Origin of the sequence: Aggregatibacter sp. oral taxon 513 (genome assembly GCF_018128305.1) — a bacterium.
Lineage (GTDB): Bacteria > Pseudomonadota > Gammaproteobacteria > Enterobacterales > Pasteurellaceae > Aggregatibacter > Aggregatibacter segnis_A.
The window spans coordinates 1,388,989-1,414,267 of record NZ_CP072381.1 but is presented as its reverse complement, the minus strand read 5'-3'; the positions used below and the strand labels follow the sequence as shown (position 1 = coordinate 1,414,267).

26 protein-coding genes, 1 tRNA gene and 1 other annotated feature are annotated in these 25,279 nt (G+C 41.7%); of the genes, 15 read left to right on the top strand and 12 right to left on the bottom strand.

Annotated features, from left to right (window positions below; genetic code table 11):
* Positions 1–4: 4 nt before the first annotated feature.
* On the bottom strand, positions 5–676 hold the full coding sequence (locus J5A60_RS06765) for a trimeric intracellular cation channel family protein (protein ID WP_212509876.1): 672 nt from the start codon (positions 674–676) through the stop codon (positions 5–7).
* Positions 677–887: 211 nt separating this feature from the next.
* Here J5A60_RS06765 and J5A60_RS06760 point away from each other — a divergent pair, with 211 nt between their 5' ends.
* Positions 888–1,694: a hypothetical protein gene (locus J5A60_RS06760; protein ID WP_212509875.1), complete on the top strand. Its 807-nt coding sequence runs from the start codon at positions 888–890 to the stop codon at positions 1,692–1,694.
* A gap of 73 nt (positions 1,695–1,767) precedes the next feature.
* On the opposite strand, the gene J5A60_RS06755 is transcribed toward J5A60_RS06760, so the two are convergent.
* Positions 1,768–3,513 (bottom strand): YadA C-terminal domain-containing protein, encoded by a 1,746-nt coding sequence (locus J5A60_RS06755; protein ID WP_212509874.1) that lies wholly within the window; start codon positions 3,511–3,513, stop codon positions 1,768–1,770.
* 282 nt (positions 3,514–3,795) lie between these two features.
* The gene (gene fbp, locus J5A60_RS06750; protein WP_006719080.1) at positions 3,796–4,800 is read right to left on the bottom strand and encodes a class 1 fructose-bisphosphatase; all 1,005 of its coding nucleotides are present in this window, start codon (positions 4,798–4,800) and stop codon (positions 3,796–3,798) included.
* 154 nt (positions 4,801–4,954) lie between these two features.
* Between fbp and mpl the strand changes: the two genes are divergently transcribed.
* Positions 4,955–6,328 (top strand): UDP-N-acetylmuramate:L-alanyl-gamma-D-glutamyl-meso-diaminopimelate ligase, encoded by a 1,374-nt coding sequence (gene mpl / locus J5A60_RS06745; protein WP_212509873.1) that lies wholly within the window; start codon positions 4,955–4,957, stop codon positions 6,326–6,328.
* 50 nt (positions 6,329–6,378) lie between these two features.
* Here the strand turns inward: mpl and J5A60_RS06740 are convergent.
* Positions 6,379–6,455, bottom strand: a tRNA-Met gene (locus J5A60_RS06740).
* 260 nt (positions 6,456–6,715) lie between these two features.
* Here J5A60_RS06740 and mltA point away from each other — a divergent pair.
* The 4 genes from mltA to J5A60_RS06720 all read left to right on the top strand — a co-directional run bounded on the left by mltA (position 6,716) and on the right by J5A60_RS06720 (position 10,664).
* Complete coding sequence (gene mltA, locus J5A60_RS06735) at positions 6,716–7,822, top strand: murein transglycosylase A (protein WP_212509872.1); 1,107 nt, start codon at positions 6,716–6,718, stop codon at positions 7,820–7,822.
* Positions 7,822–8,592: a tRNA cyclic N6-threonylcarbamoyladenosine(37) synthase TcdA gene (tcdA, locus tag J5A60_RS06730; protein WP_212509871.1), complete on the top strand. Its 771-nt coding sequence runs from the start codon at positions 7,822–7,824 to the stop codon at positions 8,590–8,592. The genes mltA and tcdA overlap by 1 nt, the downstream gene beginning before the upstream one ends.
* A gap of 100 nt (positions 8,593–8,692) precedes the next feature.
* Entirely contained in the window at positions 8,693–9,721 is a 1,029-nt protein-coding gene (gene znuA / locus J5A60_RS06725; RefSeq protein WP_212509870.1) for a zinc ABC transporter substrate-binding protein ZnuA, read from the top strand.
* Between the two features lie 130 nt (positions 9,722–9,851).
* The gene (locus J5A60_RS06720) at positions 9,852–10,664 is read left to right on the top strand and encodes a 5'-nucleotidase, lipoprotein e(P4) family (protein ID WP_212509869.1); all 813 of its coding nucleotides are present in this window, start codon (positions 9,852–9,854) and stop codon (positions 10,662–10,664) included.
* A 133-nt stretch (positions 10,665–10,797) separates the two neighbouring features.
* Here the strand turns inward: J5A60_RS06720 and J5A60_RS06715 are convergent, their stop codons facing one another.
* Together J5A60_RS06715 and J5A60_RS06710 are read right to left on the bottom strand one after the other, a co-directional pair.
* Positions 10,798–11,196, bottom strand: coding sequence for a DoxX family protein (locus tag J5A60_RS06715; protein WP_212509868.1), 399 nt, complete (start codon positions 11,194–11,196; stop codon positions 10,798–10,800).
* A 105-nt stretch (positions 11,197–11,301) separates the two neighbouring features.
* Positions 11,302–13,068 (bottom strand): protein-disulfide reductase DsbD, encoded by a 1,767-nt coding sequence (locus tag J5A60_RS06710; protein WP_212509867.1) that lies wholly within the window; start codon positions 13,066–13,068, stop codon positions 11,302–11,304.
* 153 nt (positions 13,069–13,221) lie between these two features.
* On the opposite strand from J5A60_RS06710, the gene J5A60_RS06705 reads away from it, so the two are divergent.
* From J5A60_RS06705 to smpB, 5 genes are all read left to right on the top strand, one after another.
* Positions 13,222–13,782, top strand: coding sequence for a TIGR00730 family Rossman fold protein (locus tag J5A60_RS06705; protein WP_212509866.1), 561 nt, complete (start codon positions 13,222–13,224; stop codon positions 13,780–13,782).
* A 218-nt stretch (positions 13,783–14,000) separates the two neighbouring features.
* Positions 14,001–14,267, top strand: a complete 267-nt coding sequence (locus tag J5A60_RS06700; protein WP_032997949.1) for a type B 50S ribosomal protein L31 — start codon at positions 14,001–14,003, stop codon at positions 14,265–14,267.
* Positions 14,268–14,276: 9 nt separating this feature from the next.
* The gene (gene ykgO / locus J5A60_RS06695; protein WP_006719061.1) at positions 14,277–14,417 is read left to right on the top strand and encodes a type B 50S ribosomal protein L36; all 141 of its coding nucleotides are present in this window, start codon (positions 14,277–14,279) and stop codon (positions 14,415–14,417) included.
* A 243-nt stretch (positions 14,418–14,660) separates the two neighbouring features.
* The gene (gene arcA, locus J5A60_RS06690) at positions 14,661–15,365 is read left to right on the top strand and encodes a two-component system response regulator ArcA (RefSeq protein WP_032997947.1); all 705 of its coding nucleotides are present in this window, start codon (positions 14,661–14,663) and stop codon (positions 15,363–15,365) included.
* Between the two features lie 239 nt (positions 15,366–15,604).
* Positions 15,605–16,087 carry an SsrA-binding protein SmpB gene (smpB, locus tag J5A60_RS06685; RefSeq protein WP_212509865.1) on the top strand — a complete coding sequence of 161 codons (483 nt, stop codon included), beginning with the start codon at positions 15,605–15,607 and terminating at the stop codon, positions 16,085–16,087.
* Positions 16,088–16,162: 75 nt separating this feature from the next.
* Here smpB and cgtA read toward each other — a convergent pair whose 3' ends face one another.
* From cgtA to rplU, 4 genes are read right to left on the bottom strand one after another with little or no spacing between them, the layout of a single operon-like run.
* The gene (gene cgtA, locus J5A60_RS06680) at positions 16,163–17,335 is read right to left on the bottom strand and encodes an Obg family GTPase CgtA (RefSeq protein WP_212509864.1); all 1,173 of its coding nucleotides are present in this window, start codon (positions 17,333–17,335) and stop codon (positions 16,163–16,165) included.
* A 27-nt stretch (positions 17,336–17,362) separates the two neighbouring features.
* Entirely contained in the window at positions 17,363–18,289 is a 927-nt protein-coding gene (locus tag J5A60_RS06675; protein ID WP_212509863.1) for a DMT family transporter, read from the bottom strand.
* A 57-nt stretch (positions 18,290–18,346) separates the two neighbouring features.
* Positions 18,347–18,604: a 50S ribosomal protein L27 gene (gene rpmA, locus J5A60_RS06670; protein WP_005539872.1), complete on the bottom strand. Its 258-nt coding sequence runs from the start codon at positions 18,602–18,604 to the stop codon at positions 18,347–18,349.
* Positions 18,605–18,624: 20 nt separating this feature from the next.
* Positions 18,625–18,936 carry a 50S ribosomal protein L21 gene (rplU, locus tag J5A60_RS06665; protein ID WP_006719042.1) on the bottom strand — a complete coding sequence of 104 codons (312 nt, stop codon included), beginning with the start codon at positions 18,934–18,936 and terminating at the stop codon, positions 18,625–18,627.
* Between the two features lie 258 nt (positions 18,937–19,194).
* Between rplU and ispB the strand changes: the two genes are divergently transcribed.
* From ispB to miaB, 4 genes are all read left to right on the top strand, one after another.
* Entirely contained in the window at positions 19,195–20,166 is a 972-nt protein-coding gene (ispB, locus tag J5A60_RS06660) for an octaprenyl diphosphate synthase (protein WP_371817624.1), read from the top strand.
* On the top strand, positions 20,166–20,504 hold the full coding sequence (locus J5A60_RS06655) for a hypothetical protein (RefSeq protein WP_212509861.1): 339 nt from the start codon (positions 20,166–20,168) through the stop codon (positions 20,502–20,504). The genes ispB and J5A60_RS06655 overlap by 1 nt, the downstream gene beginning before the upstream one ends.
* 2 nt (positions 20,505–20,506) lie before the next feature.
* Positions 20,507–21,235 carry an epoxyqueuosine reductase QueH gene (locus J5A60_RS06650; RefSeq protein WP_048749023.1) on the top strand — a complete coding sequence of 243 codons (729 nt, stop codon included), beginning with the start codon at positions 20,507–20,509 and terminating at the stop codon, positions 21,233–21,235.
* Between the two features lie 243 nt (positions 21,236–21,478).
* Complete coding sequence (gene miaB, locus J5A60_RS06645; protein ID WP_212509860.1) at positions 21,479–22,903, top strand: tRNA (N6-isopentenyl adenosine(37)-C2)-methylthiotransferase MiaB; 1,425 nt, start codon at positions 21,479–21,481, stop codon at positions 22,901–22,903.
* Positions 22,904–22,959: 56 nt separating this feature from the next.
* Here miaB and priC read toward each other — a convergent pair whose 3' ends face one another.
* On the bottom strand, positions 22,960–23,526 hold the full coding sequence (priC, locus tag J5A60_RS06640) for a primosomal replication protein PriC (protein ID WP_212510756.1): 567 nt from the start codon (positions 23,524–23,526) through the stop codon (positions 22,960–22,962).
* A 62-nt stretch (positions 23,527–23,588) separates the two neighbouring features.
* Positions 23,589–24,938: a Na+/H+ antiporter family protein gene (locus J5A60_RS06635; protein ID WP_109432053.1), complete on the bottom strand. Its 1,350-nt coding sequence runs from the start codon at positions 24,936–24,938 to the stop codon at positions 23,589–23,591.
* Between the two features lie 102 nt (positions 24,939–25,040).
* Positions 25,041–25,169, bottom strand: a sequence feature (His leader region).
* Positions 25,170–25,279: the final 110 nt, after the last annotated feature.

Genomic DNA, 25,279 nt, shown 5'->3' with positions numbered 1-25,279 from the left:
TCTCCTATTTCGTTTTTTGCGGTAATTTGTCGTCTTTATGATGCGTTGAAATATCTTGTTCCTGATAATCAAAAATCGGTAGGCCCCATTCAAAGTAAATTGCCAGTAAGCGGGTAATAAAGCCGACAATCAAGGTAATGATAATGACGATGTTTTGATCTACCTGTAGATGTTGTAGACCGATGTAAATAGCCGTCGCCAATAATGCCACGCTGGCGTATAGCTCTTTTTGGAAAACGAGTGGAATACGATTACACAATAAATCACGCAATACCCCGCCGAATGCGCCGGTAATAATGGCGGCAATTACGGCAATTGTCGTGCCATGCCCCATATCTAACGCGATTTGGGCACCAATAATGGAAAACACAATAAGTCCGACAGCATCCAGCACCAAGAAAATGGTGTGAAAATAACGCATGAAATGGCGAATAAAAGGCGCGATAAATACGGTTAACACCGCGGCCGAGGCCACGATAATAAAATATTCGGGATGTTTTACCCACCCAAGCGGATAATGCCCTAAGAGCACATCGCGCACAGAGCCCCCACCGATAGCGGTCATGCTGGCAATAATAACGACGCCGAAAATATCCATTTTCTCTCGACCTGCGGCAAGGGCGCCGGTAATGGCTTCGGCGGTGATACCAATGATGTAAAGAATGCTGAGCAGCATAAGATTCCTTAAAGTGCGGTGAATTTTTGCGTTATTTTAGAGAGAGAAAGGGCAAAATGCCATGTTTTAGATCATAACTTTATTTTGCCTTGTGAGAATTGAAAAAACGTTGTGTTTTTCAACCGCACTTTTGCCCTAGCTTTTGACCGTTTTGGGGAATTCTTGCATAATGCACGGCAATTTTTGTCTTTGTTTATCACAAGGAAATCGTATGTCTGAAGAACAACCTAAATTTTTAACCGCACTTTCATCTTTTTTCCCCGTTTTTTTGTTACTCGTTATTGATCTTTTTGCCTTTTGGTTGCAGCTGCCGTCCAACGCAATGTCACATTTGGCGCTTGGTGTATTAACAGCACAGCTGATTTGTCTGATTGCTTTTATTAAAGGCGAAATTTGTAACGGCCAACGTTCCCGTTTAGGGTGGGTAAACCTTTATTTGGGGCTATTTTGGGTGGTGTGGCTGTTGTTCAGTTTAGGGACAAGTTATCACCATGTATTCATGGACTTGGTTTGCCTTTGTGGCTTGGCAATGGCCATCATCATATGGAAGCAACCGTTTGAGGTTAAATTACGTCATCTCTTATTAAAAATCGCCGGTTTTATCGGTATGTTGGGTGTCATTGGCTATGGCTTGATGCTGGCTGGTGAAGAAAACTTCATTCAATTTAATCCTGTGGCACAAATCCTGTTGGGCATCATTTTTGCGAATTTAGCTTTCGTTATTTCTCGCAACCGCCTAAAAGGATTTATCGCGTTGTTGATGTTGGCAGCGATTGCGTTCCTGGCACTGAATGCGCTTTTTGTGTTAGCGAATTTATTCATTCTTTCTCAACAAAGTGCGGTGGTTTTTAGCAACGAATTTGCTTTATTGCTTTATATCTTGTTGCATTTAGTGATGGCGGCAATCTTGGCACTACATGTTTTCAAAAAATGGGCGTTGTCTTACAACAGCCTTCTCATTCTTTTACTTATGACGGCCAGTTTGCCGTTGTGGGCGAGTTTTGCGTATTTGATGTAATGCATTATTTAGCTAAGAAAAAACCTCCTCAGAATTGAGGAGGTTTTTATTTTTTATGGTTGAGTAAAATTAATTACCATTGATAACCAGCACCAATAGAACCACCAATATCACCACGAGTATTCGCGTTACCGGTTAACTTGAACACGACTTTTCCGTCATTGGTAATATGTGATGCACCAACAGCTAATGCGCTTTGATCGCGGTAACCACCAACTGTAGCCGCAACCATGCTTTTACCCGGGGTATAAGCTTGTGGCAAGCCTGCGGTTGCAATTGCACCGGCGACACCCGCTCTCAATTCTTTTTTCACTGCATTCACATTACTGCGTAATTCATTGATTGCTGTGGTGTTTTGATTAATTACATTAGTATTTTGATTAATTTGTGCTGTGTGTTGATTAATCGTATTCGTATTTTGATTAATTTGTGCTGTGTGTTGATTAATCGTATTCGTATTTTGATTAATTTGCGCGGTATGTTGATTAATCGTATTAGTATTTTGAGTAATTTGTGTTGTGTGTCCTTCAATCGTTGCAGAATTGGATTTCACCACAGAAGCCACAGAATTTAACTGTGCCACGTTCACCGCATCGGTATCAGCAGAACCAGCAGCAAGATTAGTGATTTGTCTTGTCGCAGTAGATGAGCCGACAGAAACAGCAGCTAATTTGCCTTTAACGGTATCTTTTACCGCTTTTTTCTGAGCAGCTTCTGCTTTATCCATCGCATAAACTTTGTTGTTAGCGGCATCTACGTTATCTTCAGCTGTATCAACTGAATTTTCATCTAATGCAGCTCTGTCTGCAGTAGCAGAGGCACCTAACGCAACACCAGTGCTCACTTGTACATTTGAATGGTCCCCTAATGCCACTACTTTTTCAGCGTTGTCTTTGACAGTAATATTGTGACCGAACAAGACGGAATCTTTTACTTCATTGAGCGTTGCTTTATTACCGAATAAAATTGAACCATCAGATTTGGTGATGTTATTTTCATTACCCATGACTAACGTGTTAGAGGATTCGGTGACGGTATTTTTATAACCATTGACTGAAGTACGTGTTACAAGCGCCCCTTCTTTACCTTTTAATGTATTGCCGATACCGGTGGTTGAAGATGCATTGGCATAATCTACGGTATTGCCACCGCCGTTTACCATGACAGAACCGAGCTCTTTATTCGCTAGAACATCAAATTCTCCACCTCTTAGTTTTAGAAGATCTGAAAAACCAAGACTAGCTGCTTTATAAGAGTTGGTTACTTTATTGCCTACACCGGAAATCATGACACCATTTGATGCTTCAACGGTATTCGCAGAACCATTGACTAAAACACCAACACCATCAAACGTTTTATTGCTATTTGCCATTACTTTGTTATAGGCACCTGTTATTGTTGAGGCTGTACCTTGAACAGCTGCTTGACCAAAATATTTAACATTGGTATCTGTTTTAATGACGGATTCCATACCGACAATAGTTGATACAACTCCACCAGTCACAGAATTGGTACCAACAACGGTTGCGCCAGCACGAGCCACTTGAATGGAATCTTTATCATATACGTTACCAATATGGATTCCATTTTGGTTAGCAAAGGCATTTGTACCAATAGCAATACCGCCTTGACCATTAGGTAAGCGTGAATCTGTTTTTCTCATTGCTTGGGAATTTTGACCGATAGCAATTGCGGTATCATCCCATGCGTAAGCGTTTGAGCCAGGTAAACCAATTTCTATACCGGTTGAACTGGTTTTGAACTCACCTGCCGCTGAAGCATAAGGACTAAAAGACACCGCAACTAACGCAGATAACATTGTTAAATTAAATTTTTGATTTGAAAACATAATAAAACTCCAAGGTTGTAGGAAATATACTCAAATTTTATATTTCCACGTAACTAAAACGATAAAGCATTTTGTGGAAAATCTGAGCATAATATGACAATTATGTGACTTTTTAAAGGAAATATTGTCATTGTGCTTGATATAGAAGACTGTTTGTATGAAAGAAAATAAAAAAACGCTTGATTCAAGCGTTTTTTCAATGTGTTTACTTTGCGCTCAAAAAACATTTTTTTTCTGACCGCACTTAATGGATTACTCTTTAAAATCACGCATTAATTGTTCGGCTTTTTTCACCATTTCTCTGGAACCGATGAAAAGCGGAACGCGTTGGTGTAATGCAGTCGGTTGAATATCCAAAATGCGATTATAACCGTCACTTGCCACACCGCCGGCTTGTTCTGCCAAGAATGCCATTGGGTTGCCTTCATAGAGTAAACGCAATTTGCCGTTCGGGTAGTTTGTTGCGCTTGGATAAATATAGATGCCGCCTTTAAGCATGTTGCGGTGGAAGTCGGACACCAAAGAACCAATATAACGAGAAGTGTAAGGACGTTGGGTTTCTTTATCTTCTTCTTGGCAATATTTTAGGTATTTTTTCACGCCTACCGGGAATTTGAGGTATTGCCCTTCATTAATGGAATAAATTTTACCGGTTTTCGGAATTTGAATGTTTTCATGAGATAGGCAGAACACACCGAGTGATGGGTCGTAAGTAAAGCCGTTTACACCATTCCCCGTGGTATAAACCAACATGGTGGAGGAGCCATACACGATATAACCTGCTGCCACTTGGCGATTGCCCGGTTGCATGAAGTCTTCTAAGGTGACTGGCGTACCTACCGGTGAAATGCGGCGATAAATGGAGAAAATGGTACCGACGGCAACGTTAACATCAATATTGGAAGAACCGTCCAATGGGTCGGTTAAAATGACGTATTTCGCGTTGCGACCGCGCTCTGTATCAAAGGCAATGAAATTTTCCTCTTCTTCGGAAGCAAAACCGGCCACTTCTTCGCGGCTCATAAGGGCTTGTTTCATCGTGTTGTGAGCGAACAAGTCTAACTTCATTTGCGCTTCGCCTTGTACGTTTTCTACACCGGAATTACCGATAATATTGTTAGTTAAGCCGGCTTTGTTGATATCGCGGTGAATCACTTTTGCCACTAAGCGAATGGAGGACAAAATGCCACTTAATTCCCCTTTAGCATTTGGGTATTCCGCTTGTTTTTCTACAATAAATTCGCCTAACGTTTTCATACTTTTTCCTTATTTGATGAATAAATTTACTCAAATCGTAACTTGCCTTATTATAACATCCTCGTTTTCAGATGATTAAAAAGATTCCTATTTCTGTGATTCACAACACATTTTTCGCCTTTACATCAGAGATTGGAATGAATAAGGACTCCAAATGACAACCAAACATGTTCATATCTTAGGTATTTGCGGCACGTTTATGGGCGGTATTGCCATGATCGCCAAACAAATGGGCTATTACGTCACCGGCTCTGACACCAACGTTTATCCGCCGATGAGCACTTTCCTCGCAGAAAATAATATTGAAATCATACCGCACTTTGAACCAAGCCAACTGCAACCGGCACCGGATATGGTGATTGTGGGCAATGCCATGAAGCGCGGTAATCCTTGTATTGAATATATGTTGGCAAACAACCTTCCTTATACCTCCGGACCACAGTGGTTGCATGATCATCTATTGCGTGATCGTTGGGTTCTGGCTGTGTCAGGCACGCATGGGAAAACCACTACCACCGGGATGCTGACGTGGATTTTGGAACAAAACGATTTGCAACCGGGCTTTTTAATCGGTGGCATTGCAGGCAATTTCGGGATTTCCGCCCGTTTAGGTAAGAGCCCGTATTTCGTGATTGAAGCGGATGAATATGACACGGCATTTTTTGATAAACGTTCTAAATTTGTCCATTACAACCCGCGCACGTTGATTATTAATAATATTGGTTTTGACCATGCGGATATTTTTGATGATTTGAAAGCCATTCAACGTCAGTTCCACCACATGATTCGTACCATTCCAAACAATGGGCGAATTCTGTCTTTTGCAAACGAAGAAAGCGTGCAACAAACCTTGGCAATGGGGTGTTGGTCTGAATGCCAATATGTCGGTCGCGATCAGGAATGGTATGCGGAGCGCATTAAACACGATTGCACTGAATTTGCCGTGTTCCATAACGGTGAAAAAGTGGCAGAAGTGCATTGGAATATTGTAGGCAAGCACAATATGCGGAACGGCTTGATGGCGATTGCGGCGGCGCATCATGCGGGCGTGAGTATTGAAAATGCCTGTGCTGCACTTGGGACATTTATTAACGCAAAACGCCGTTTGGAAGTGAAAGGAAATGTTCAGGGTGTGACGGTTTACGATGATTTCGCCCATCATCCAACAGAAATACAAGCTACATTGACCGCACTTCGTGATAAAGTCGGACCACATGAGCGTATTTTCGCTGTGTTAGAGCCACGTTCTAACACCATGAAAATGGGCGTACATAAAGAGGATATCGCGCCGGCATTAGAGAAAGCGGACGCCGTATTTTTATTCCAACCGGACACCATTCCATGGAAAGTGGCGGACATTGCCGCGCATTTAACTCAGCCGGCGTATGACAGTGATAATTTGGATGATTTTGTTCGTCTCATTGTTGCAGAAGCCAAACCAACGGATCATATTTTGGTGATGTCGAACGGCAGCTTTGGTGGCATTCATCAGAAACTGTTAGATGCATTACAAAAGAAATCGGTTTAAGCGATAAGAAAAAAGGCATTCGTAAAAACGAATGCCTTTCTTTTAGAATCTGGTTGCGGGGGCCGGATTTGAACCGACGACCTTCGGGTTATGAGCCCGACGAGCTACCAAGCTGCTCCACCCCGCGTTAGAGGGCGCTAAATATACCTGTTTAAAAATGAATTGCAAGTTTAAACATAAAAATAATGTGTGTTTGTTATAAAAATAGCCGATATGTTGTTTTTTTAAACATGAAATGTATTTTTCTTCGGGTTAAATGTGAAAAAACATGTCGAAAATCTACCGCACTTTATTACTATCTCTCGCATAAGTCGCATATTCATTCAGCATAAATTGGTGTAAAATTCGCCCCTCATTTATTTTGTTCATTTTTATTTAGGACTTTGTATGCGCCTTAATCAAACTGTTTGGTCTAAATTGTTAACATTATCCGCCATTGTACTTTTGGCTTCTTGTTCCTCTAATGGTGGCAAAATGTCGCGCAACTCGGGAGCATCCGATGTTGATCCTCAAAAATTTGGGGCGGTTTATCAGGGCAGAAGCTATCAACAAGCGATTTTGGCGCCGGTAAATCAAGTGGAGAACAAAAGTGCGGTCATAAACCAAGGCGATTTTTTAGCGCAGTTATCTAATATTCATAGTTATTCCGGCAAATTAAGTAGCAACTTTGCACCAATTTACGACAAGGTTACCGCCTGGGTACTCGCCGGGGCAAACGTTAACGAATTGAATAATTTTGGGATTCATTCTCAAGTGATGAAAGGCTTTGACGGCTATCAAAACGTGTTAATGACGGGCTATTATTCCCCGGTGATTCATGCTCGCCGCACACAGCAAGGCAAATATAACCAACCAATTTATGCGCTTCCGTCACAAAAGCGTTTTTCTCGTGCTGAAATTTATGCCGGTGCATTGAAGGGCAAAGGATTAGAACTGGCGTATAGTGATTCCATGATTGATAACTTCTTGCTTGGCGTGCAGGGCAGTGGTTATGTCGATTTTGGTGAAGGCAATTTGAATTATTTTGCGTATGCCGGCCAAAATGGTTACCCGTATGCCGCCGTGGGGCGCTTGTTGGTAGAAGATGGTGAGATTCCGAAAGAAAAAATGTCTATTCAGGCGATTCGTGATTGGGCGAATGCAAATCCATCTCGGGTTCAAAGTTTGCTTGAACGCAATCCGTCTTATGTCTTCTTTAAAAATGACCCGCACGGCAAAGTGAAGGGCGCGGCAGGCGTGCCGTTAGTGCCAATGGCTTCTGTGGCCTCTGACCGTAGTGTGATTCCGTTAGGCAGCGTATTGCTTGTCGAAGTGCCACAAATTGATAATGAGGGTAATTGGACGGGTGAACATAAACTGCATTTGATGGTGGCATTAGATGTAGGCGGTGCGGTAAACGGACACCACTTCGATTTATATCGTGGTATCGGTGATCAAGCAGGACATATTGCCGGCTTGTCAAAACATTATGGTCGCGTTTGGGTGTTGCGTTAATGGCTCGCGTGGATAATTACGAACAACGTTTCGGCGGTATCGGTCGTTTATATGGCGCCGAGGCTTTAGCCCGTTTACGCCAAGCGCATATTTGTGTTATCGGCATCGGTGGTGTGGGTTCTTGGGCGGTGGAAGCGCTCGCTCGTTCAGGCGTGGGTAAAATTACGATGATTGATATGGATGATATTTGCGTAACGAATATTAACCGCCAAATTCATGCCTTGACGGGCAATATCGGTCAGCTCAAAACAGAGGTCATGCAACAACGGGTGAAATTGATTAACCCCGAATGCGATGTCAATGTGATTGATGATTTTATTTCTGCTGAGAATTTATCCCAATATCTTCATGCAGGCTACGATTATGTCATTGATGCTATTGATAATGTCAAAACAAAAGCGGCGTTAATTGCCTACTGTAAACGCCATAAAATCAAAATTATCACCGTGGGTGGTGCAGGTGGGCAAACGGATCCAAGCCAAATTCAAATTGCCGATTTAAGCCGCACCATTCAAGATCCACTGCTGGCAAAAGTGCGGTCGGTTTTACGCAAGGATTATCATTTCACGCAAAATCCAAAACGTAAATTTTCCATCGAGGCAGTCTTTTCTACTCAACCACTGATTTTTCCTCAAATGGGGGAAAACTGCTCTGCGTCAGCCTCCATGAATTGCGCCAATGGTTTTGGTGCAGCAACGATGATTACGGCGACGTTTGGATTTTTTGCAGTTTCCCGTGTCATTGACAAGTTATTACAGAAAAAAGGTTGACTTATTTTTTTTAATAAAAAAAGATGGTCATCTAAACAAAAAAAGAGTAACCTAGCTGCGTTTTGTTCAACTTACCTATCTCATCATAAAAGGAAATACAATGACTCAATTAGTACAAGGTTGGAAAAAAACGGCGATTGCCGCAGCGATTCTTTCTTTCTCTGCCGTGGCTTCCGCTACGATTGTCACTTCCATTAAACCGCTTGGGTTTATTGCTAGCGCGATTGCAAATGAGGTAACAGATGTGGATGTATTAGTGCCGACAGGCGCTTCTCCACACGATTACAATTTGAAACCCTCCGATGCACAAAAATTAAAATCTGCTGAAATGGTCGTTTGGATTGGCGAAGACGTAGATCTATTTTTGGATAAATCTATTGATGATCTGGATTATAAAAAAGTCTTAACCATCAAAGACATCGCAGCGATTGAACCTTTCCTCATGAAAGGCGAACATCACCATCATCACGGTGAAGGCGATGCCCATGAACACAGTCATGAAGGTCATCATCATGCGCACGAAGGGCATGACCACAAACATGCACACGGCGATCACGATCATAAACACGACCATGCACATGAAGGACATGAACATCATCATGACGATGACGCGTCAATTAACTGGCACGTATGGTATTCACCGGATATCAGTAAAGTTGTGGCACAACGTATTGCTTCGAAACTGGTAAAACAATATCCGGAGAAAAAAGCGCTGATTGAAAAAAACGTCGCGGAATTCGACCGCACTTTAGCTGAAACCAGTGTAAAAATTAAAGCGCAATTAGAAAGCGTAAAAGACAAAGGCTTCTATGTCTTCCACGATGCTTATGGCTATTTCAACCAGGCCTATGGTTTAAATCAAACCGGTTATTTCACCATTAATCCGTTGGTGGCGCCGGGAGCAAAAACCTTAGCAAAAATCAAAGAAGAAATTGCCGAACACAAAGTAAGCTGCTTATTTGCTGAGCCGCAGTTCACGCCAAAAGTGATTGAAAGTTTAAGCAAAGCGACACAAGTAAAAGTCGGACGCCTTGACCCGATGGGCGATAGCGTCAAAGCGGAAGGCAACCCTTATGCCGCTTTCTTGCAGTTTACCGCAGACAGCTATAGCCAATGTTTAGCGAAATAAATGTATCAATAAAAGGCATGTGTTAAACATGCCTTTTTTTGTTTTTATGGCTATTGAATAAAATAGTCCCCTGATTCAAAATAGGGGCGCTATTGTTTTTAGCGATTTATCAAACCCAAAGGAGAATTTCATGAAAAAAACATTAAAAATGACCGCACTTGCCGTGGTTTCTGCGTTTGTATTAGCCGGTTGTACTCATAATGCGACACAAGGTGATGCTCAATTACAACAACAAGCGGTGTTAGGCATTAACTGGATGCAAGAATCCGGTGAATACGATGCGTTGGCGTATCAAGCTTTTAATACGGCGAAAGTTGCATTTGATCACGCTAAAGTGAAAAAAGGCAAGAAAAAAGCGGTTGTAGTGGATTTGGATGAAACCATGATTGATAACAGCCCATATGCAGGTTGGCAAATTCAAAACAACAAACCATTTGATGGCAAAGATTGGACTCGCTGGGTTGATGCGAGAGAATCAGGCGCGATTGCCGGTGCGGTAGAATTTAATAATTACGTCAATTCACACAAAGGCAAAATGTTCTATGTGTCTAATCGTAAAGACAAAAATGAAAAAGCCGGCACCATTGATGACATGAAACGTTTAGGTTTTACGGGTGTTGATGAATCTTCTCTTTACCTCAAAAAAGATAAATCTGCCAAATCCGCTCGTTTTGCTGAAATCGAAAGCCAAGGCTATGACATCGTGCTTTATGTCGGTGATAACTTAGATGATTTCGGTGATGCAACACACGGTAAATTAAATGCAGATCGTCGTGATTTTGTGGCGAAAAACCAAGCAAAATTCGGCAAAACTTACATTGTGTTACCTAACCCGAACTATGGTGGCTGGGAAGGCGGTTTAGCCAAAGATTATTTCAAAGGTGATTCCCAAAGCAAAGTGAAAGCGCGTTTAGATGCTATTAAAGCATGGAGCGGTAAATAATTTCCTTGCGAAAAACGCCGATAAAAATCACCGCACTTGAAGTAAACCTCAAGTGCGGTTTTTTTATTGTTTCATTTGATATAGAAAAAAGGATGAGGTGTGTCCTCATCCTTTTTATCTTCCATCGGAGAGATTATTTTTTACTGATTTTGTTATCTAATGCGAATGCACCTGCACCGGCAAATACAAAGTATAAGAAGATAAAGCAGTATAAAAATGCGGTTTCACCGCCATTGGCTAATGGAAATAAGAAACCTTTAGGCGCATGGAACATGAAGTAAGCGACCGCCATTTGACCACTTAGTAAGAAAGCGGAGACGCGAGTAAATAAACCTAAAATTAAGAGAATACCCAATACAAGCTCAATGATGCCGCCTACGCCCATTAATGAAGCCAATTCCACAGCGCCATTGCCGCCAGTCATGGAAACAGGGAATTCCCAGAATTTTGCAGTTGCGTGCAACACAAAAGCATAGCCTGAAACGATACGTAATAAACCTAAAAAGTAGTTGCTGTATTTGTTTAAAAACATTTTTCCTTTCCTTAAATAGAAGTAATCAAAATTGAGGTTGTATATGCTAACAATCAATTTTGAAGAAAAAAACAACATAAAAGGAAAAGGATTTTTTCTTAACTGTTAATAATCGCTGTTTTTGGCCGCTTGGAGTGTTTGCAAAAATGTCTCACTTTCCATAAAACCGGTAATGCGCTGGGCTGCGATTTCTTTGCCTTCAGCATTAAAGAAAATCAGTGTCGGCAAGCCGGTTACCGATAACTGTTTCATTAAAGTGCGGTTATTTTCGCTGTTATTCGTCATATCGATTCTTAACAATAAAACGTCTTTTAACGCAGCCTGCACCTTTGAATCGGCAAAGGTTTTATGATCAAACTCTTTACAGGCGATACACCAATCTGCATAGAGATCCAGCATTGCCATGGCTTTGGGATTTTGTGCTAATGCTTGTTGAAGTTCGTCGTAGCTGTGTACTTGTTGAAATTCAAGTGAATTTTGAACCGCACTTTGGGTTTCTGCCGGTTGTGCATGATTCTGCCATAGCCATGTTTGTAACGGCTGAGCGAGTGCCATGGCTGCTATGAGGGATACAATGCGGAAGAATAATCCGATGCCGGTGGAACGCATTTGCATAGTAAGCCAGACAAAGAAACTGACACCAAGTAATGCCCACAAACGCGGTTCCCAAACGGCAGGAAGAATACGGGAAAGTAAAAACACCGGTAACGCTAGCATGACAAAACCAAATGCGGTTTTCACGTTTTCCATCCAAGCACCGGATTTCGGTAGGATTTTGTTACCGAATACGGTAATCAGAATGAGCGGTAACCCCATGCCAAGGGCTAATAAATACAAGGTTAATGCACCAATCACAAAATCCCCAGATTGAGCCACATACAGCAATGCTCCGGATAGTGGAGCGGAGGTGCAAGGGGATGCCACTAAACCGGCGATTGCGCCCATGGCGAATACACCGAAAAAGGCACCGCTCTTTTGTTGTTGACTCAGCTGAGTCAGCTTGGTTTGTAACGAGGAGGGCAGTTGTAAAGTAAAGACACCGAACATTGAAAGGGCCAGCAAGGTGAAAACAAGTGACAATCCAATTAAAACATAGGGGCTTTGTAACGCCACTTGGAACGGTAAACCGATGAGTACAACCAATAAACCCAATAAAGTATAAGTTAATGCCATGCCTTGCACATACACGAAACTTAACGCCACGGCTCGCCATGTATTACTCTGTTCTGTTCGACTACCGATTACAATGGCCGATAACAAAGGAAGCATTGGGAGTACGCAAGGCGTAAAGGCTAAACCGATACCAAGCACAAAAAACCACAACATGGCATACTTGCTCTGAAATAGGCTGTCAGCAAGTTGATTTTGTTGTGATGATAAAACATCTGAATTTCCTGCCGCACTTTGCTGTCTTTTGGCTTCCATTGGGGCTGTCATCGCATTTTGTGGGATGTCGCTGAGCGTAAATTGCTTGGTTTCCGGCGGATAGCAAAAGCCTTGGGTACAACCTTGGTAGGTAACGTCTAAAAGATCTTGCACGCCTTTATTTGGCAACGGTAACTTAAGGGCAAGCTGGTGTTTGAAAATATTTACTGTGCCGAAATAAGGATCTTGATACTGTTCCGCTGTAGTTAAAAATTGCGGTTGAACGTCAATTGGCTGACCGTTAAGTGAAAATTCCAGTTTGTCTTGGTAAAGATAGTAATTGTCGATAATTTGCCAATTCAACAAAATATTTTCATGCTGCTGTTCTGCATGTAGCTGAAATGCTTGATCCACCGGTAAAAATTTCGGTTTATTATTGAAGAGATCCGCAGCTTGTAGGCTCAATGTTGTGAGTAAACAGAACGCGAGAAGAAGATATTTTTTCATAAGATACAGTGATGATTTTCCATAAAATGGGGCACATTCTAGCACTACAGAAAACAAATTGCTGTAAAATATCATCCTTTATGGTCGCGTTTTTTGTGAAATAAATTCGCAGTGAGCCGACTTTATTAGAAGTCATATTATTGAGGGAATAAAATGAATATCACCGTTTATTGTGGTGCGGCATTGGGAAATGTACCGGCATATCAGCAGGCAACAATTGAGTTAGGTAAATGGCTTGCACAACATCATCATCGATTGATTTATGGTGGTGGCAAAGCAGGACTCATGGGATTGTTAGCAGATACCGTATTATCTCATGGTGGGGAAGTGATAGGCGTGATTCCCGCATTTTTACGAGAAAGGGAAGTTGCGCACAGTGGCTGTACAGAAATTATCGTGGTCAATTCTATGGCGGAACGGAAAGCAAAGATGTTGGCATTTGCTGATGCTTGTATTGCGTTGCCTGGTGGACCGGGAACACTAGAAGAAATCTGTGAAGTGTATTCTTGGTCGCGTATTGGACAAAATCCGCATCCTTGTATTTTATTTAACCAAAATGGTTTTTATGAACCGCTCAGAAACATGTATCAAAGCATGGTAAATGAGGGATTCTTGAGTCAAACACATTTTGACAAATTGTTATTCAGTACAGATCTTCTTGAAATAGAACAGTTTATTAAGTCCTATCAAGCACCTGAAATAAGAACTTATTAGGTTTTTATTAAAGTGCGGTCGAAAATAACATTGTTTTTTATAAAAATTAATTAGGCATCTTGGGTGTTTTTTTAAGTTATTTTTGCTTATGTAAAGCTTGATTCAACACTTTTTTCTACCCTCTTATTTTTTTAATTAAAATAAGTTTGCTTGGGTGGCGTTTTTTGTGTAACATGGTGCGCATTGTTATTTTTCATCAAGAAATAAGGTTGTATAAAATGAAAAAAGGGATTCATCCGGAAAATTATCGTACCGTTCTTTTTTATGATTCTAATGCTAAGCAAGGCTTTTTAATTCGCTCTTGTGCCAGAACCACAAACACCATGAAGTGGGAAGATGGCAAAGAATATCCGGTGTTTATGTGTGATACATCCTCGGCATCACATCCATTTTATACCGGTAAAGTTAGACAAGTTGCTAATGAAGGTCGTGCCAGCGATTTTGCTAATCGTTATGGCAAGTTCGGCATTTTCAAATCGAAATAAGGAATGTTTATGCAAGTTTTATCTTCATTAAAAACAGCAAAAACTCGCCATCCTGGTTGCAAAGTTGTGCGTCGTCATGGCGTCGTATATGTGATCTGTAAAGAAAACCCGCGTTTTAAAGCGCGTCAGGGTGGTAAGAAAAAACGTTGATTTCTCTCGTACTTTAGCTTTGTGTGTAACTTTAGCTAGTCCTTCAATAACGTTGTTTATTGAAGGATTTTTTATTTGTCGAATCCTGTTGATTTTGTGATATAGATCATAAAATCAAAGGCGAATAAATTCTCATTTAATTGTTTTTGTTGTTACAATAATGTTGCAATTATAAAATTCAGGTTATGTGTTGTCGAATAACTGAATACCGATGTAATAACTAAGAAAATGAAGGATTTGCTAATGCAAACACCACAAATTTTAATTGTTGAAGATGAAACGATTACCAGAAATACATTAAAAAGCATTTTTGAAGCCGAAGGATATGATGTTTTTGAAGCGGCTGACGGTTCCCAAATGCACCGAATTCTAGAAACAGAAGACATTAATTTGGTCATTATGGATATTAATTTGCCGGGGAAAAATGGTTTAATGCTTGCCCGCGAATTGCGTGAGAATGCAGACATCGCATTGATGTTTTTAACCGGTCGGGATAATGAAGTGGATAAAATTCTCGGCTTGGAAATTGGGGCTGATGATTACATTACTAAACCGTTTAATCCACGTGAATTAACGATTCGTGCACGTAATTTATTACAGCGTACAATGCAGGAAAATCAGCGTGCTCATCAAATTGAACAATATAAATTTAATGGTTGGACATTAGATTTAAATAGCCGTACTTTGGTTACGCCGGAAGGCGAAGAGCGTAAGCTACCGCGCAGTGAATTTCGTGCTATGTTGCATTTCTGCGAAAATCCGGGAAAAATTCAAACCCGTGAAGAATTGTTGAAAAAAATGACGGGGCGTGAGCTTAAGCCACAAGATCGTACTGTGGACGTCACGATTCGCCGTATTCGAAAACATTTTGAAGATCATCCGGATACACCGGAAATCATCACGACTATTCACGGAGAAGGTTATCGTTTCTGTGGTGAGTTAGAATAAAGAGAATCAGCGCATTAGGCGCTGATTTTTTTATCTCGAAAGAAAAAGTGCGGTGAGTTTTTCTGTCGTTTTACGTAAAAGGAAGTGATTAGATACATTTCATTTCCGAATGGTATCAAAATATCGACAAGTCGCCCTTATTGCTAAAGAGGAGCAAGTTATCCTTATTGTGCGCTTTTGCTATCTTTGCCTGGATTCGGTAGAATGTGCGCCAATTTGTATTTAATTTCCAATAATATATGACCAAGAAAAAAGTAAAACCCGGTTCTAATACGATTGCGCTAAATAAGCGTGCGAGACACGATTATTTTATTGAAGATGAAATTGAGGCAGGTCTTGAATTACAAGGCTGGGAAGTGAAATCTATGCGCGCCGGCAAAGCAAATTTAAGTGATAGCTATGTTATTTTCAAAAACGGTGAAGCTTTTTTATTTGGCGCGAGCATTCAACCTTTAAGTGTTGCATCAACCCATGTGGTGTGTGACCCAACCCGAACCCGTAAATTATTGCTGAAACAATGTGAATTGGATTCTTTGTTCGGCAAAGCAAACCGTGATGGATTTACGCTAATTGCCCTTTCTTTATATTGGAAAGGTGCATGGGCAAAAGTCAAAATTGGTTTAGCGAAGGGTAAGAAACAACAGGATAAGCGAGAAGATATTAAAGAACGTGAGTGGAAAGTAGCAAAAGAACGAATCATGAAAAATGCGCGAAAAGGCTAGTTTTCTCTGCGGTAATTCATAAAAAAGTGCGGTCAAAAAACACGTAGATTTTTGACCGCACTTTTTTATATCTGATTAAGGCTTGTAGATGATTTCTACGCCTTCCTCATCTTCTTCTGACCAGTCATCCCAGTCATCATCTTCATCATCAAAATCAGCATTTTCTAATTGCTCTTGATGGTAATCTTCCCACTTGAATTTCACTTCTTCATTTTCTACCAGCGTTTCTTCCGTTTCACGTGGATGCGCTTCTAGGAAATCCATGATGTCGCGACACAGTTGAGGAACATTTTTGCCAGCCGCAGCAGAGATCAAATAATAATCTTCTTCCCAGCCTAAGCGTTTAGCAATTTCTTCTGCACGTTCATGAGCTTCTTCGTCGCTCATCGTATCGATTTTGTTGAACACCAACCAACGTGGTTTATCCGCTAAGGATTCACTGTATTGGAATAGCTCAGATTCGATAATTGCTACGTTATCTGCAGGATCAGAATCGTCAATCGGGTTGATATCCACTAAGTGAATTAATACGCGACAACGTTCTAAGTGTTTCAAGAAACGAATACCTAATCCGGCACCTTCTGATGCCCCCTCAATTAACCCGGGAATATCCGCGATAACGAAACTGCGATTGTCATCTACTTTCACCACGCCAAGGCTTGGCACTAAGGTGGTAAACGGATAGTCAGCGACTTTCGGTTTAGCTGCAGAAACCGCACGGATAAAAGTAGATTTGCCGGCATTCGGCAGACCAAGCATCCCGACATCGGCGAGCAACATTAATTCTAATAATAAATCGCGTTTTTCTCCCGGTGTCCCCATGGTTTTTTGACGTGGCGCACGGTTAATGGAGGATTTGAAACGAGTATTACCTAATCCATGATAACCACCTTTGGCAACTAATAATCTCATGCCATTTTGGGTTAAATCACCGATAATTTCTTGAGTGTCGTTATCAATAGCGCGCGTTCCTACCGGTACACGTAAAGTAATATCTTTGCCTCGATGTCCGGTACAGTTTGCACTGCGTCCGTTTTCACCGCGTTCGGCGGCAAAGCGTTTTTCAAAACGGTAATCGATAAGCGTGTTGAGGTTTTCGTCAGCGATTAAATAAACGTCACCACCGTCACCACCATCACCCCCATCCGGACCGCCTTTGGGAATATATTTTTCACGACGGAAACTGGCACAACCGTTGCCCCCGTCACCGGCTTCGACACGAATCAAAGCTTCATCAATAAATTTCATTCAATTTCTCCAAAATACTGAAAATTACTACCGCACTTTTGGGCGAGCAGGGAATAACTTGTGCCCGATGGCGGATAAAATTGCCCCGCATACTACAATAAACGCACCGATATAGCTAATAGTATTTAGTTCAGGGGCGGCAAAATCTGTTGGGTCGATATAGTGGGCAAGGTGCGCAAATAAAATAGTAAACAACGGAACCAAGGTAATGACCACGCTGACTTTTGACACTTCCCAACGATTTAATGCTTCAGCATAAGCACCATAACCAAATAGCGTATTTAAACAACAGTAAATTAAGCAACCAAGGCTGATAGGCGTTAAGCCTTGTACTTGTGAAAATTTAGCAAAGGGCGTAAAGACAAGGGCGCAACCAAAATAGATCATCAGCAAAATTTGTTGTGAGCTGAATTTTCTTAGCATGAGTTTTTGTGCCATGCCGTAAGCAACCCATATTAAAGATGCGCTAATACTGAGAAAAACGCCGGTGGAGTAGGCATTTAGTCCGCTGAAGATTGCTAAGCGATCATTAAAAAAGAAGCCTAAGCCGATGGTTAATAAGACCAAACCGATTTTTTGGTGTAACCCTAATTTTTCTTTAAAAATCACAACACCGCAAATGAGCATACCAAAAGAGGATAAATGGATAAAAATTTGTGCAATGGAAGGTTCAATGTAATTGAGTGAGCTATTAAATAAGAAAAAGTTACCGGCTAATCCTAGTACGCCAATCATAACTAAACTGCTGTAGTAACCCAGTTTTGATGTGTTGGGCAATGCTTTTTTGTAGCCAAGGAGTAAAAATAAAACAATACTGGCAACAATAAAGCGATACCAAACAATGGTTTCCACATTCATGGCTGAAACCACTTGCTTTAACGCAATAGGCAAAGAGCCCCATGCCATTGCGGTAATGAGGGCAAAAAGAAAACCTAACATGGGTTGTTGTTTCATGATTTTACCTACAAAAAAGCCCTGCATGAGCAGGGCGTTTTATTCTGTTTTATAAAATTATTCAGTAACAATACTTACGTATTTACGGCTTTTCTCGCCTTTTACTTCAAATTTTACTTTACCATCGGCTGTCGCGAATAAGGTGTGGTCACGTCCCATTCCAACGTTGTTGCCCGCGTGGAATTTAGTACCACGTTGACGAACGATGATGCTACCTGCTAATACAGATTCACCACCGAAACGTTTAACACCAAGACGTTTAGCTTCAGAATCACGACCGTTACGAGTTGAACCACCAGCTTTTTTAGTTGCCATCTACTTGATCTCCTCTGAAATTATGCTTGAATCCCAGTGATTTTCACTTCTGTGAACCACTGACGATGACCTTGTTGTTTACGGCTGTGTTTGCGACGACGGAATTTAACGATTTTAATTTTATCGCCACGACCTTGCGCTACAACTTCAGCCACTACTTTTGCACCAGCAACTACTGGGGCACCGATTTTAACATCTTCACCATTAACGACCATCAACACTGAATCGAATTCAACTGTTGCGCCAGTTGCAAGTTCAAGTTTTTCTAAACGAACGACTTGACCTTCGCTTACTCGGTGTTGTTTACCGCCACTTTGGAAAACTGCGTACATAAATACTCCGCTATAAATTGTGCTCTAATGTTATTTCATTTCGCACATAAAATTCATATAAATAGGGCGCAAATTCTACGTAAAAATTTAGGGGATAGCAAGAACTTATTTACGATAAAATAAAAAAATTGGCAATTTAGGTAGTTTAATTTCAGAAAGGTGGAAAAATCGGGTAGAATCAACCGCACTTTCGTTTTCAATTTCATTTACTTCCTAATCTTAAGTGGCCTAATTATAGAAATGAATACAACAAACTTTATGGATATGAATGCAATCCAGGCGTTAAGCCAAGCGGATATGCAAAAAGTGAACGAATCGATTTTAGCCCAACTTAACTCAGATGTGGTGCTGATTAATCAATTAGGATTCTACATTGTGCAAGGCGGTGGCAAGCGCATTCGTCCCTTAATTGCTGTGTTGGCGGCAAGAGCTTTAGGTTTTGAAGGACAAAAAGCCATTACCTGTGCCACCTTTGTGGAATTTATTCATACAGCGTCTTTGCTGCACGATGATGTTGTGGATGAATCAGATATGCGTCGTGGGCGTGCTACGGCAAATGCAGAATTTGGTAATGCCGCAAGCGTGTTGGTGGGGGATTTTATTTATACCCGCGCCTTCCAATTGGTTGCTCAGCTGGAATCCTTAAAAATTTTGCGCATTATGGCGGATGCCACTAATGTGTTGGCAGAAGGCGAAGTACAACAGCTAATGAACGTTAATGATCCGCAAACCAGTGAAGAGAATTACATGCGGGTGATTTACAGCAAAACCGCCCGTTTATTTGAAGTGGCAGCACAGGCAGCGGCAATTATTGCTGGCGGCAGTGAGGCGCAGGAACAGGTGCTGCAAAGTTATGGACGTTATCTCGGCACGGCATTCCAGTTAGTGGATGATGTGTTAGATTACAGCGCTAATGCTAAGGCCTTAGGGAAAAATGTGGGCGATGATTTAGCCGAAGGCAAACCGACCCTTCCTTTATTACATGCGATGCACCACGGCAATGAACAACAAGCCGCGTTAATTCGCGAAGCCATCGAACAAGGTGGGAAACGTGAGGCCATTGATGAGGTGTTAGCTATTATGGCAGAACATAAATCCCTTGATTACGCGATGGATCGCGCTAAACAAGAAGCACAAAAAGCCGTTGATGCGATTCAGATTCTGCCGGAAAGCGAGTATAAACAAGCGTTGATTTCCTTAGCGTATTTATCCGTGGATAGAGCATATTAATGAAAAAGCGACTCCTAACATGTTTGTTGTGCTTTTTTAACCAGTCAGTTTTATCAGCCGATTTTTCCTGCGCAGAACCAAATGGCGCATCTAAAATGGTGACGTTTTTCAACCAAATTGATAAGCATCATATGGAAAGCGGTTTGCTACCGCCCAACGAAAAACTCGTTCGAACCGATAATTCACAGATGTGGGAATATACAAATAAGGCGAATACAAAGGCTGTACTTGAAGTAAAGTCTGCCGATACGCCAAAGTTTTTTGTGTTTTCACTTTATAATCCAAAAGGTTCAACAATATTTGTTTATAAATGTATCGAAATTCTTCAAGCTAAATAGTTATGACAGAACAACAATCTCAAAGTGCGGTCGGTTTTCAACATAAAACGCGCAAACAAAAACTGCGCAAAGATCCGAACGCACCTTTTATTCGTGAAAAACTGGAATTGCCCGAAGGGCACAATAAACTGCTTTTGCATTCCTGTTGCGCTCCTTGCTCGGGTGAGGTAATGGAAGCCATTTTGGCGTCCGGTATTGAATTTACGATTTATTTCTACAACCCGAATATCCATCCGTTAAAAGAATATTTGATCCGCAAGGAAGAAAATATTCGTTTTGCACAGAAATTTGGTATCCCGTTTATTGATGCCGACTATGATCGTCAAGAATGGTTTGATCGAGCTAAGGGGATGGAATGGGAGCCGGAGCGCGGTATTCGTTGTACTATGTGTTTTGATATGCGTTTTGAAAAAGCCGCTGAATATGCTCATGAGCACGGTTTCCCAGTGTTCACCAGTTGCCTTGGCATTTCCCGCTGGAAAGACATGGAGCAAATTAACGGTTGTGGTCATCGTGCGGCAGAAAAATATGATGATGTAATCTATTGGGATTATAACTGGCGTAAAGAAGGTGGCTCACAACGGATGATTGAAATCAGTAAACGTGAGCGTTTTTATCAGCAAGAATATTGCGGTTGCGTTTATTCTTTGCGTGATAGTAATAAATGGCGCGAACAAACCGGCCGTCAAAAAATTGAAATCGGTAAACTTTATTACTCACCGAATCAGTAAGTCATTCCATGTATTGATTCATGGCAGATAAATTTCAGGCTAAATTTACTTGTCTACGGTGTTTTATCTGCCTTTTCTTTTTTCACCTTCTTTATCCATTTTTATGCACGTTAGGGCGCACTGTTCCTACCTCCAACAGGTAAAAATCTCCGAAAAATCTGCTTTTTTACTAGCGATGAAAAGCGCAACTCGGTAGAATAGCCAGTCAATTTTTATGAACCATTAGAGTAAATTTTAGCCAGTATGACGCAAAAACTACATATTAAAACTTGGGGCTGCCAGATGAATGAATACGATTCATCTAAAATGGCGGATTTATTACACAGTACGCACGGTTTAGAACTTACCGAGGTGCCGGAAGAAGCGGATGTTCTATTGTTGAATACCTGTTCCATTCGTGAAAAAGCACAGGAAAAAGTCTTCCATCAATTAGGTCGTTGGAAAGAATTAAAGAAAAATAACCCGAATTTATTGATTGGTGTCGGTGGTTGTGTGGCATCGCAGGAAGGCGAGCATATTCGCACCCGGGCACCTTATGTGGACATTGTTTTTGGGCCGCAAACGTTGCATCGCTTGCCGGAAATGATTAACCAAATCCGTGGCGGCAAAAGCTCCGTCGTGGACATTAGTTTCCCGGAAATCGAAAAATTTGACTGTCTGCCGGAGCCTCGTGCAGAGGGACCAACTGCCTTCGTTTCTATTATGGAAGGCTGTAATAAATATTGTACTTATTGTGTGGTGCCTTATACCCGTGGTGAGGAAGTAAGCCGTCCGGTAGATGATATTTTATTTGAAATTGCGCAGTTAGCCGCACAGGGCGTGCGTGAAGTGAACTTGCTTGGTCAGAACGTGAACGCTTATCGTGGGCCGACATTTGACGGTGAAATTTGTACTTTTGCAGAATTATTGCGTTTAGTCGCCGCCATTGATGGTATTGACCGTTTACGTTTTACCACGAGTCATCCGATCGAATTCACCGACGATATTATCGATGTCTATCGTGATACGCCGGAGCTCGTGAGTTTCCTTCATTTGCCGGTGCAATCCGGTTCAGACCGTGTGTTAACCATGATGAAACGCGGACATACAGCGCTTGAATACAAATCCATTATTCGCAAACTAAAAGCGGTACGTCCGAATATTCAAATCAGTTCTGACTTCATTGTGGGCTTCCCGGGGGAAACCAATGAAGATTTCGAGCAGACCATGAATTTGATCGCTCAAGTGAATTTCGACATGAGTTTCAGCTTTATTTATTCTGCCCGTCCTGGTACACCGGCGGCAGATTACCCAGATGATGTGACTGAAGACGAGAAAAAACAACGTTTGTATTTGTTGCAACAACGCATCAACAATCAAGCGGCTCAATTCAGTCGCGCGATGTTAGGTACGGAGCAACGCGTGTTGGTAGAAGGCCCATCGAAGAAAGATATTATGGAATTAACCGGTCGTACGGAAACCAACCGTATTGTGAATTTCCAAGGTACGCCGGAAATGATCGGGAAATTTGTCGATATTAAAATCACCGACGTATTCACAAACTCCCTACGTGGTGAAGTGGTACGCACCGAAGCCCAAATGGGCTTGCGTGTGTTGCAATCGCCACAAATGGTAATTAACCGCACCCGTAAAGAAGATGAACTGGGTGTAGGCCGTTACACCGGCTAATTTATCGGATAAACATGAAAAAAACCTCGCGATGTTTGCGAGGTTTTTTATTGCGACTATTTCTGCTTTTCGAGGAAAATTAAATATTCCTCTAACATTTCGATGGCTTCCAAACAACGGGCGCGACGTTGTTCTAGTTGTTCCAGTTTTAATCGGTTAAATGGAAGTCCCTCTCTCTGCGCTTCACTTAAACTGTCTTGCTCATGCTGAATTTTTTCATTAAAAGACGCTAAATATTCATAATATTTTGCCAAGCGTTCGCGCGGTGGCAGGCTGTGTACGGGATGCTGACGTTTATTTTGCGGTTTATTTTCTTCTTTATCTTTAACGGGAAAGAATTGAGCATTTTGCTGTTGACGCGTTAAGGCATCCGAAAGTGCGGTGCATTGTGCGGATAGTTTTTGCGTGTAAAACTGCCATGCTCCAATGTTATTGCTTTCAATCTGTTCAAGCTGTACGAGAGTGAGCGCTATTTGCTCAAAATAAAATGCCGTTTTTTGCCAATTTTCCGTAAACAGATTGGGGGAAAATTTGGCGTAAACAATCTCTTCTTTTTGCGTGGCGTAACGCGCGAAGAAATCCTGGAGACTTTGTTTTAGGCGTTGAGTGGAAATGTTGTTCATAGACATAAAAAAGCAAAAGTGCGGTGGAAAATTTAGGTGTTTTTCCGACCGCACTTTTAGGATTAGAGAGTCATTGCTGCAAGCCAACCGAAGGCTAACAACGGAATGTTATAGTGAATGAAGGTGGGTACAACAGAATCCCAAATGTGGTCGTGTTTACCATCCATATTCAAACCGGATGTCGGCCCTAAGGTTGAGTCGGAAGCCGGTGAGCCCGCATCACCTAATGCTGCAGCAACGCCCACGATAGACACGGTGGCAAGTGGGGAGAAGCCGAAAGACAAACAAAGCGGTACGTAAATCGAGGTGATGATTGGCACCGTAGAGAAGGAAGAACCGATCCCCATGGTGATCAACAAGCCGACGAATAACATTAAGAACGCTGCAAGTCCTTTACTTTGTAAGCCTTGCCCTAAGGTTTGCACTAAGTCAGTTACACCGGTAGTTGTGTTAATCACATTGGCGAAACCGGAGGCAGCGATCATCACAAAGCCGATCATGGCCATTAGGCGTAAGCCTTGTTGGAAAATGTCGTTGCTTTCTTTGAGCTTGAAGATACCGAACACGGCAAAAATGACTAAACCGACTAAACCACCGATGATAGTAGAGCTTGTCACTAATTGCGTGGTGAAGGTTGCTACAATCGCGACAAGGCTTGCGGTGATTTGTTTTGGTGTAATGTTAGCAATGTGTTGCTCAATGTCTTGCGTTGTTGGTTCTGCTGTGGTGACGGCATATTCACGCGGTTTGCGATAAGTGATAAATACGGCAGTCAATAAACCTAAAATCATCCCGGTTACCGGAATCATCATAGCGAGAGAGACTTCACCTACTGTTGTTTGTAACCCTAATGATGCACCGACATTATTAATATTTTTCACTAAAATGCTTTCGATAAAGATTTTACCGAAACCCACCGGCAATAACATATAGGTGGCGGTTAAACCGAAAGTGAGGACGCAAGCAACGGCGCGACGGTCAATTTTTAGTTTGTTGAACACAGCAAGTAGCGGTGGAACAACAATTGGAATAAACGCAATGTGCACCGGTAACAAGTTTTGTGAGGAAATCGAGAACAAGACCAAAATCCCCAATAAGGCATATTTGAACATGGCAATCCCATTGGCAGAGGGGGTTTTATTCATGCGGGTAATCACTTTATAGGCGAGCAAATCGGTGATACCCGATTTGGAGATGGCAATGGCAAATGCACCGAGCATGGCGTAGTTCATTGCCACTTCAGCACCGCCGCCGAGGCCGCCGGTAAAGGCTTCAATAGTTTTTGTTAGGCCTAAATCACCGATTAAACCTGCTGTGAGGGCAGAAATAACCAAGGCAACGACCACGTTAATTCGCAGCAAGCTGAGAATCAGCAAGACCGCGATGGAAATAACAACTGGATTGGTTAGCATTTTTTTGTCCTTATGAGTTAAGTGATTGATAATTTACTAGAGAAATAAAATTTGTCTAATAAAATCATCGGCTAATTTCTGAGGAATTTATTTTTACGTAAAAAAACAAACCCCTCGAAAGTCAACTTCCGAGGGGTTTTAAAGGATAACGTTTTATTCGTGCCTGCTCGGAAGTCATCTTCCAAGCACACCAAATACCTGAAAGATCATTCAGTTACGTGGTGATGATGGTGACGACGAATAAAGCGCATTTGGGAATCTCCTATGTGAATTGCTTTTTAAACTACTGGAAAATATTTTTTATCGCAAGTGTTTTTTCAAAAAAAATGTAAAGTGCGGTC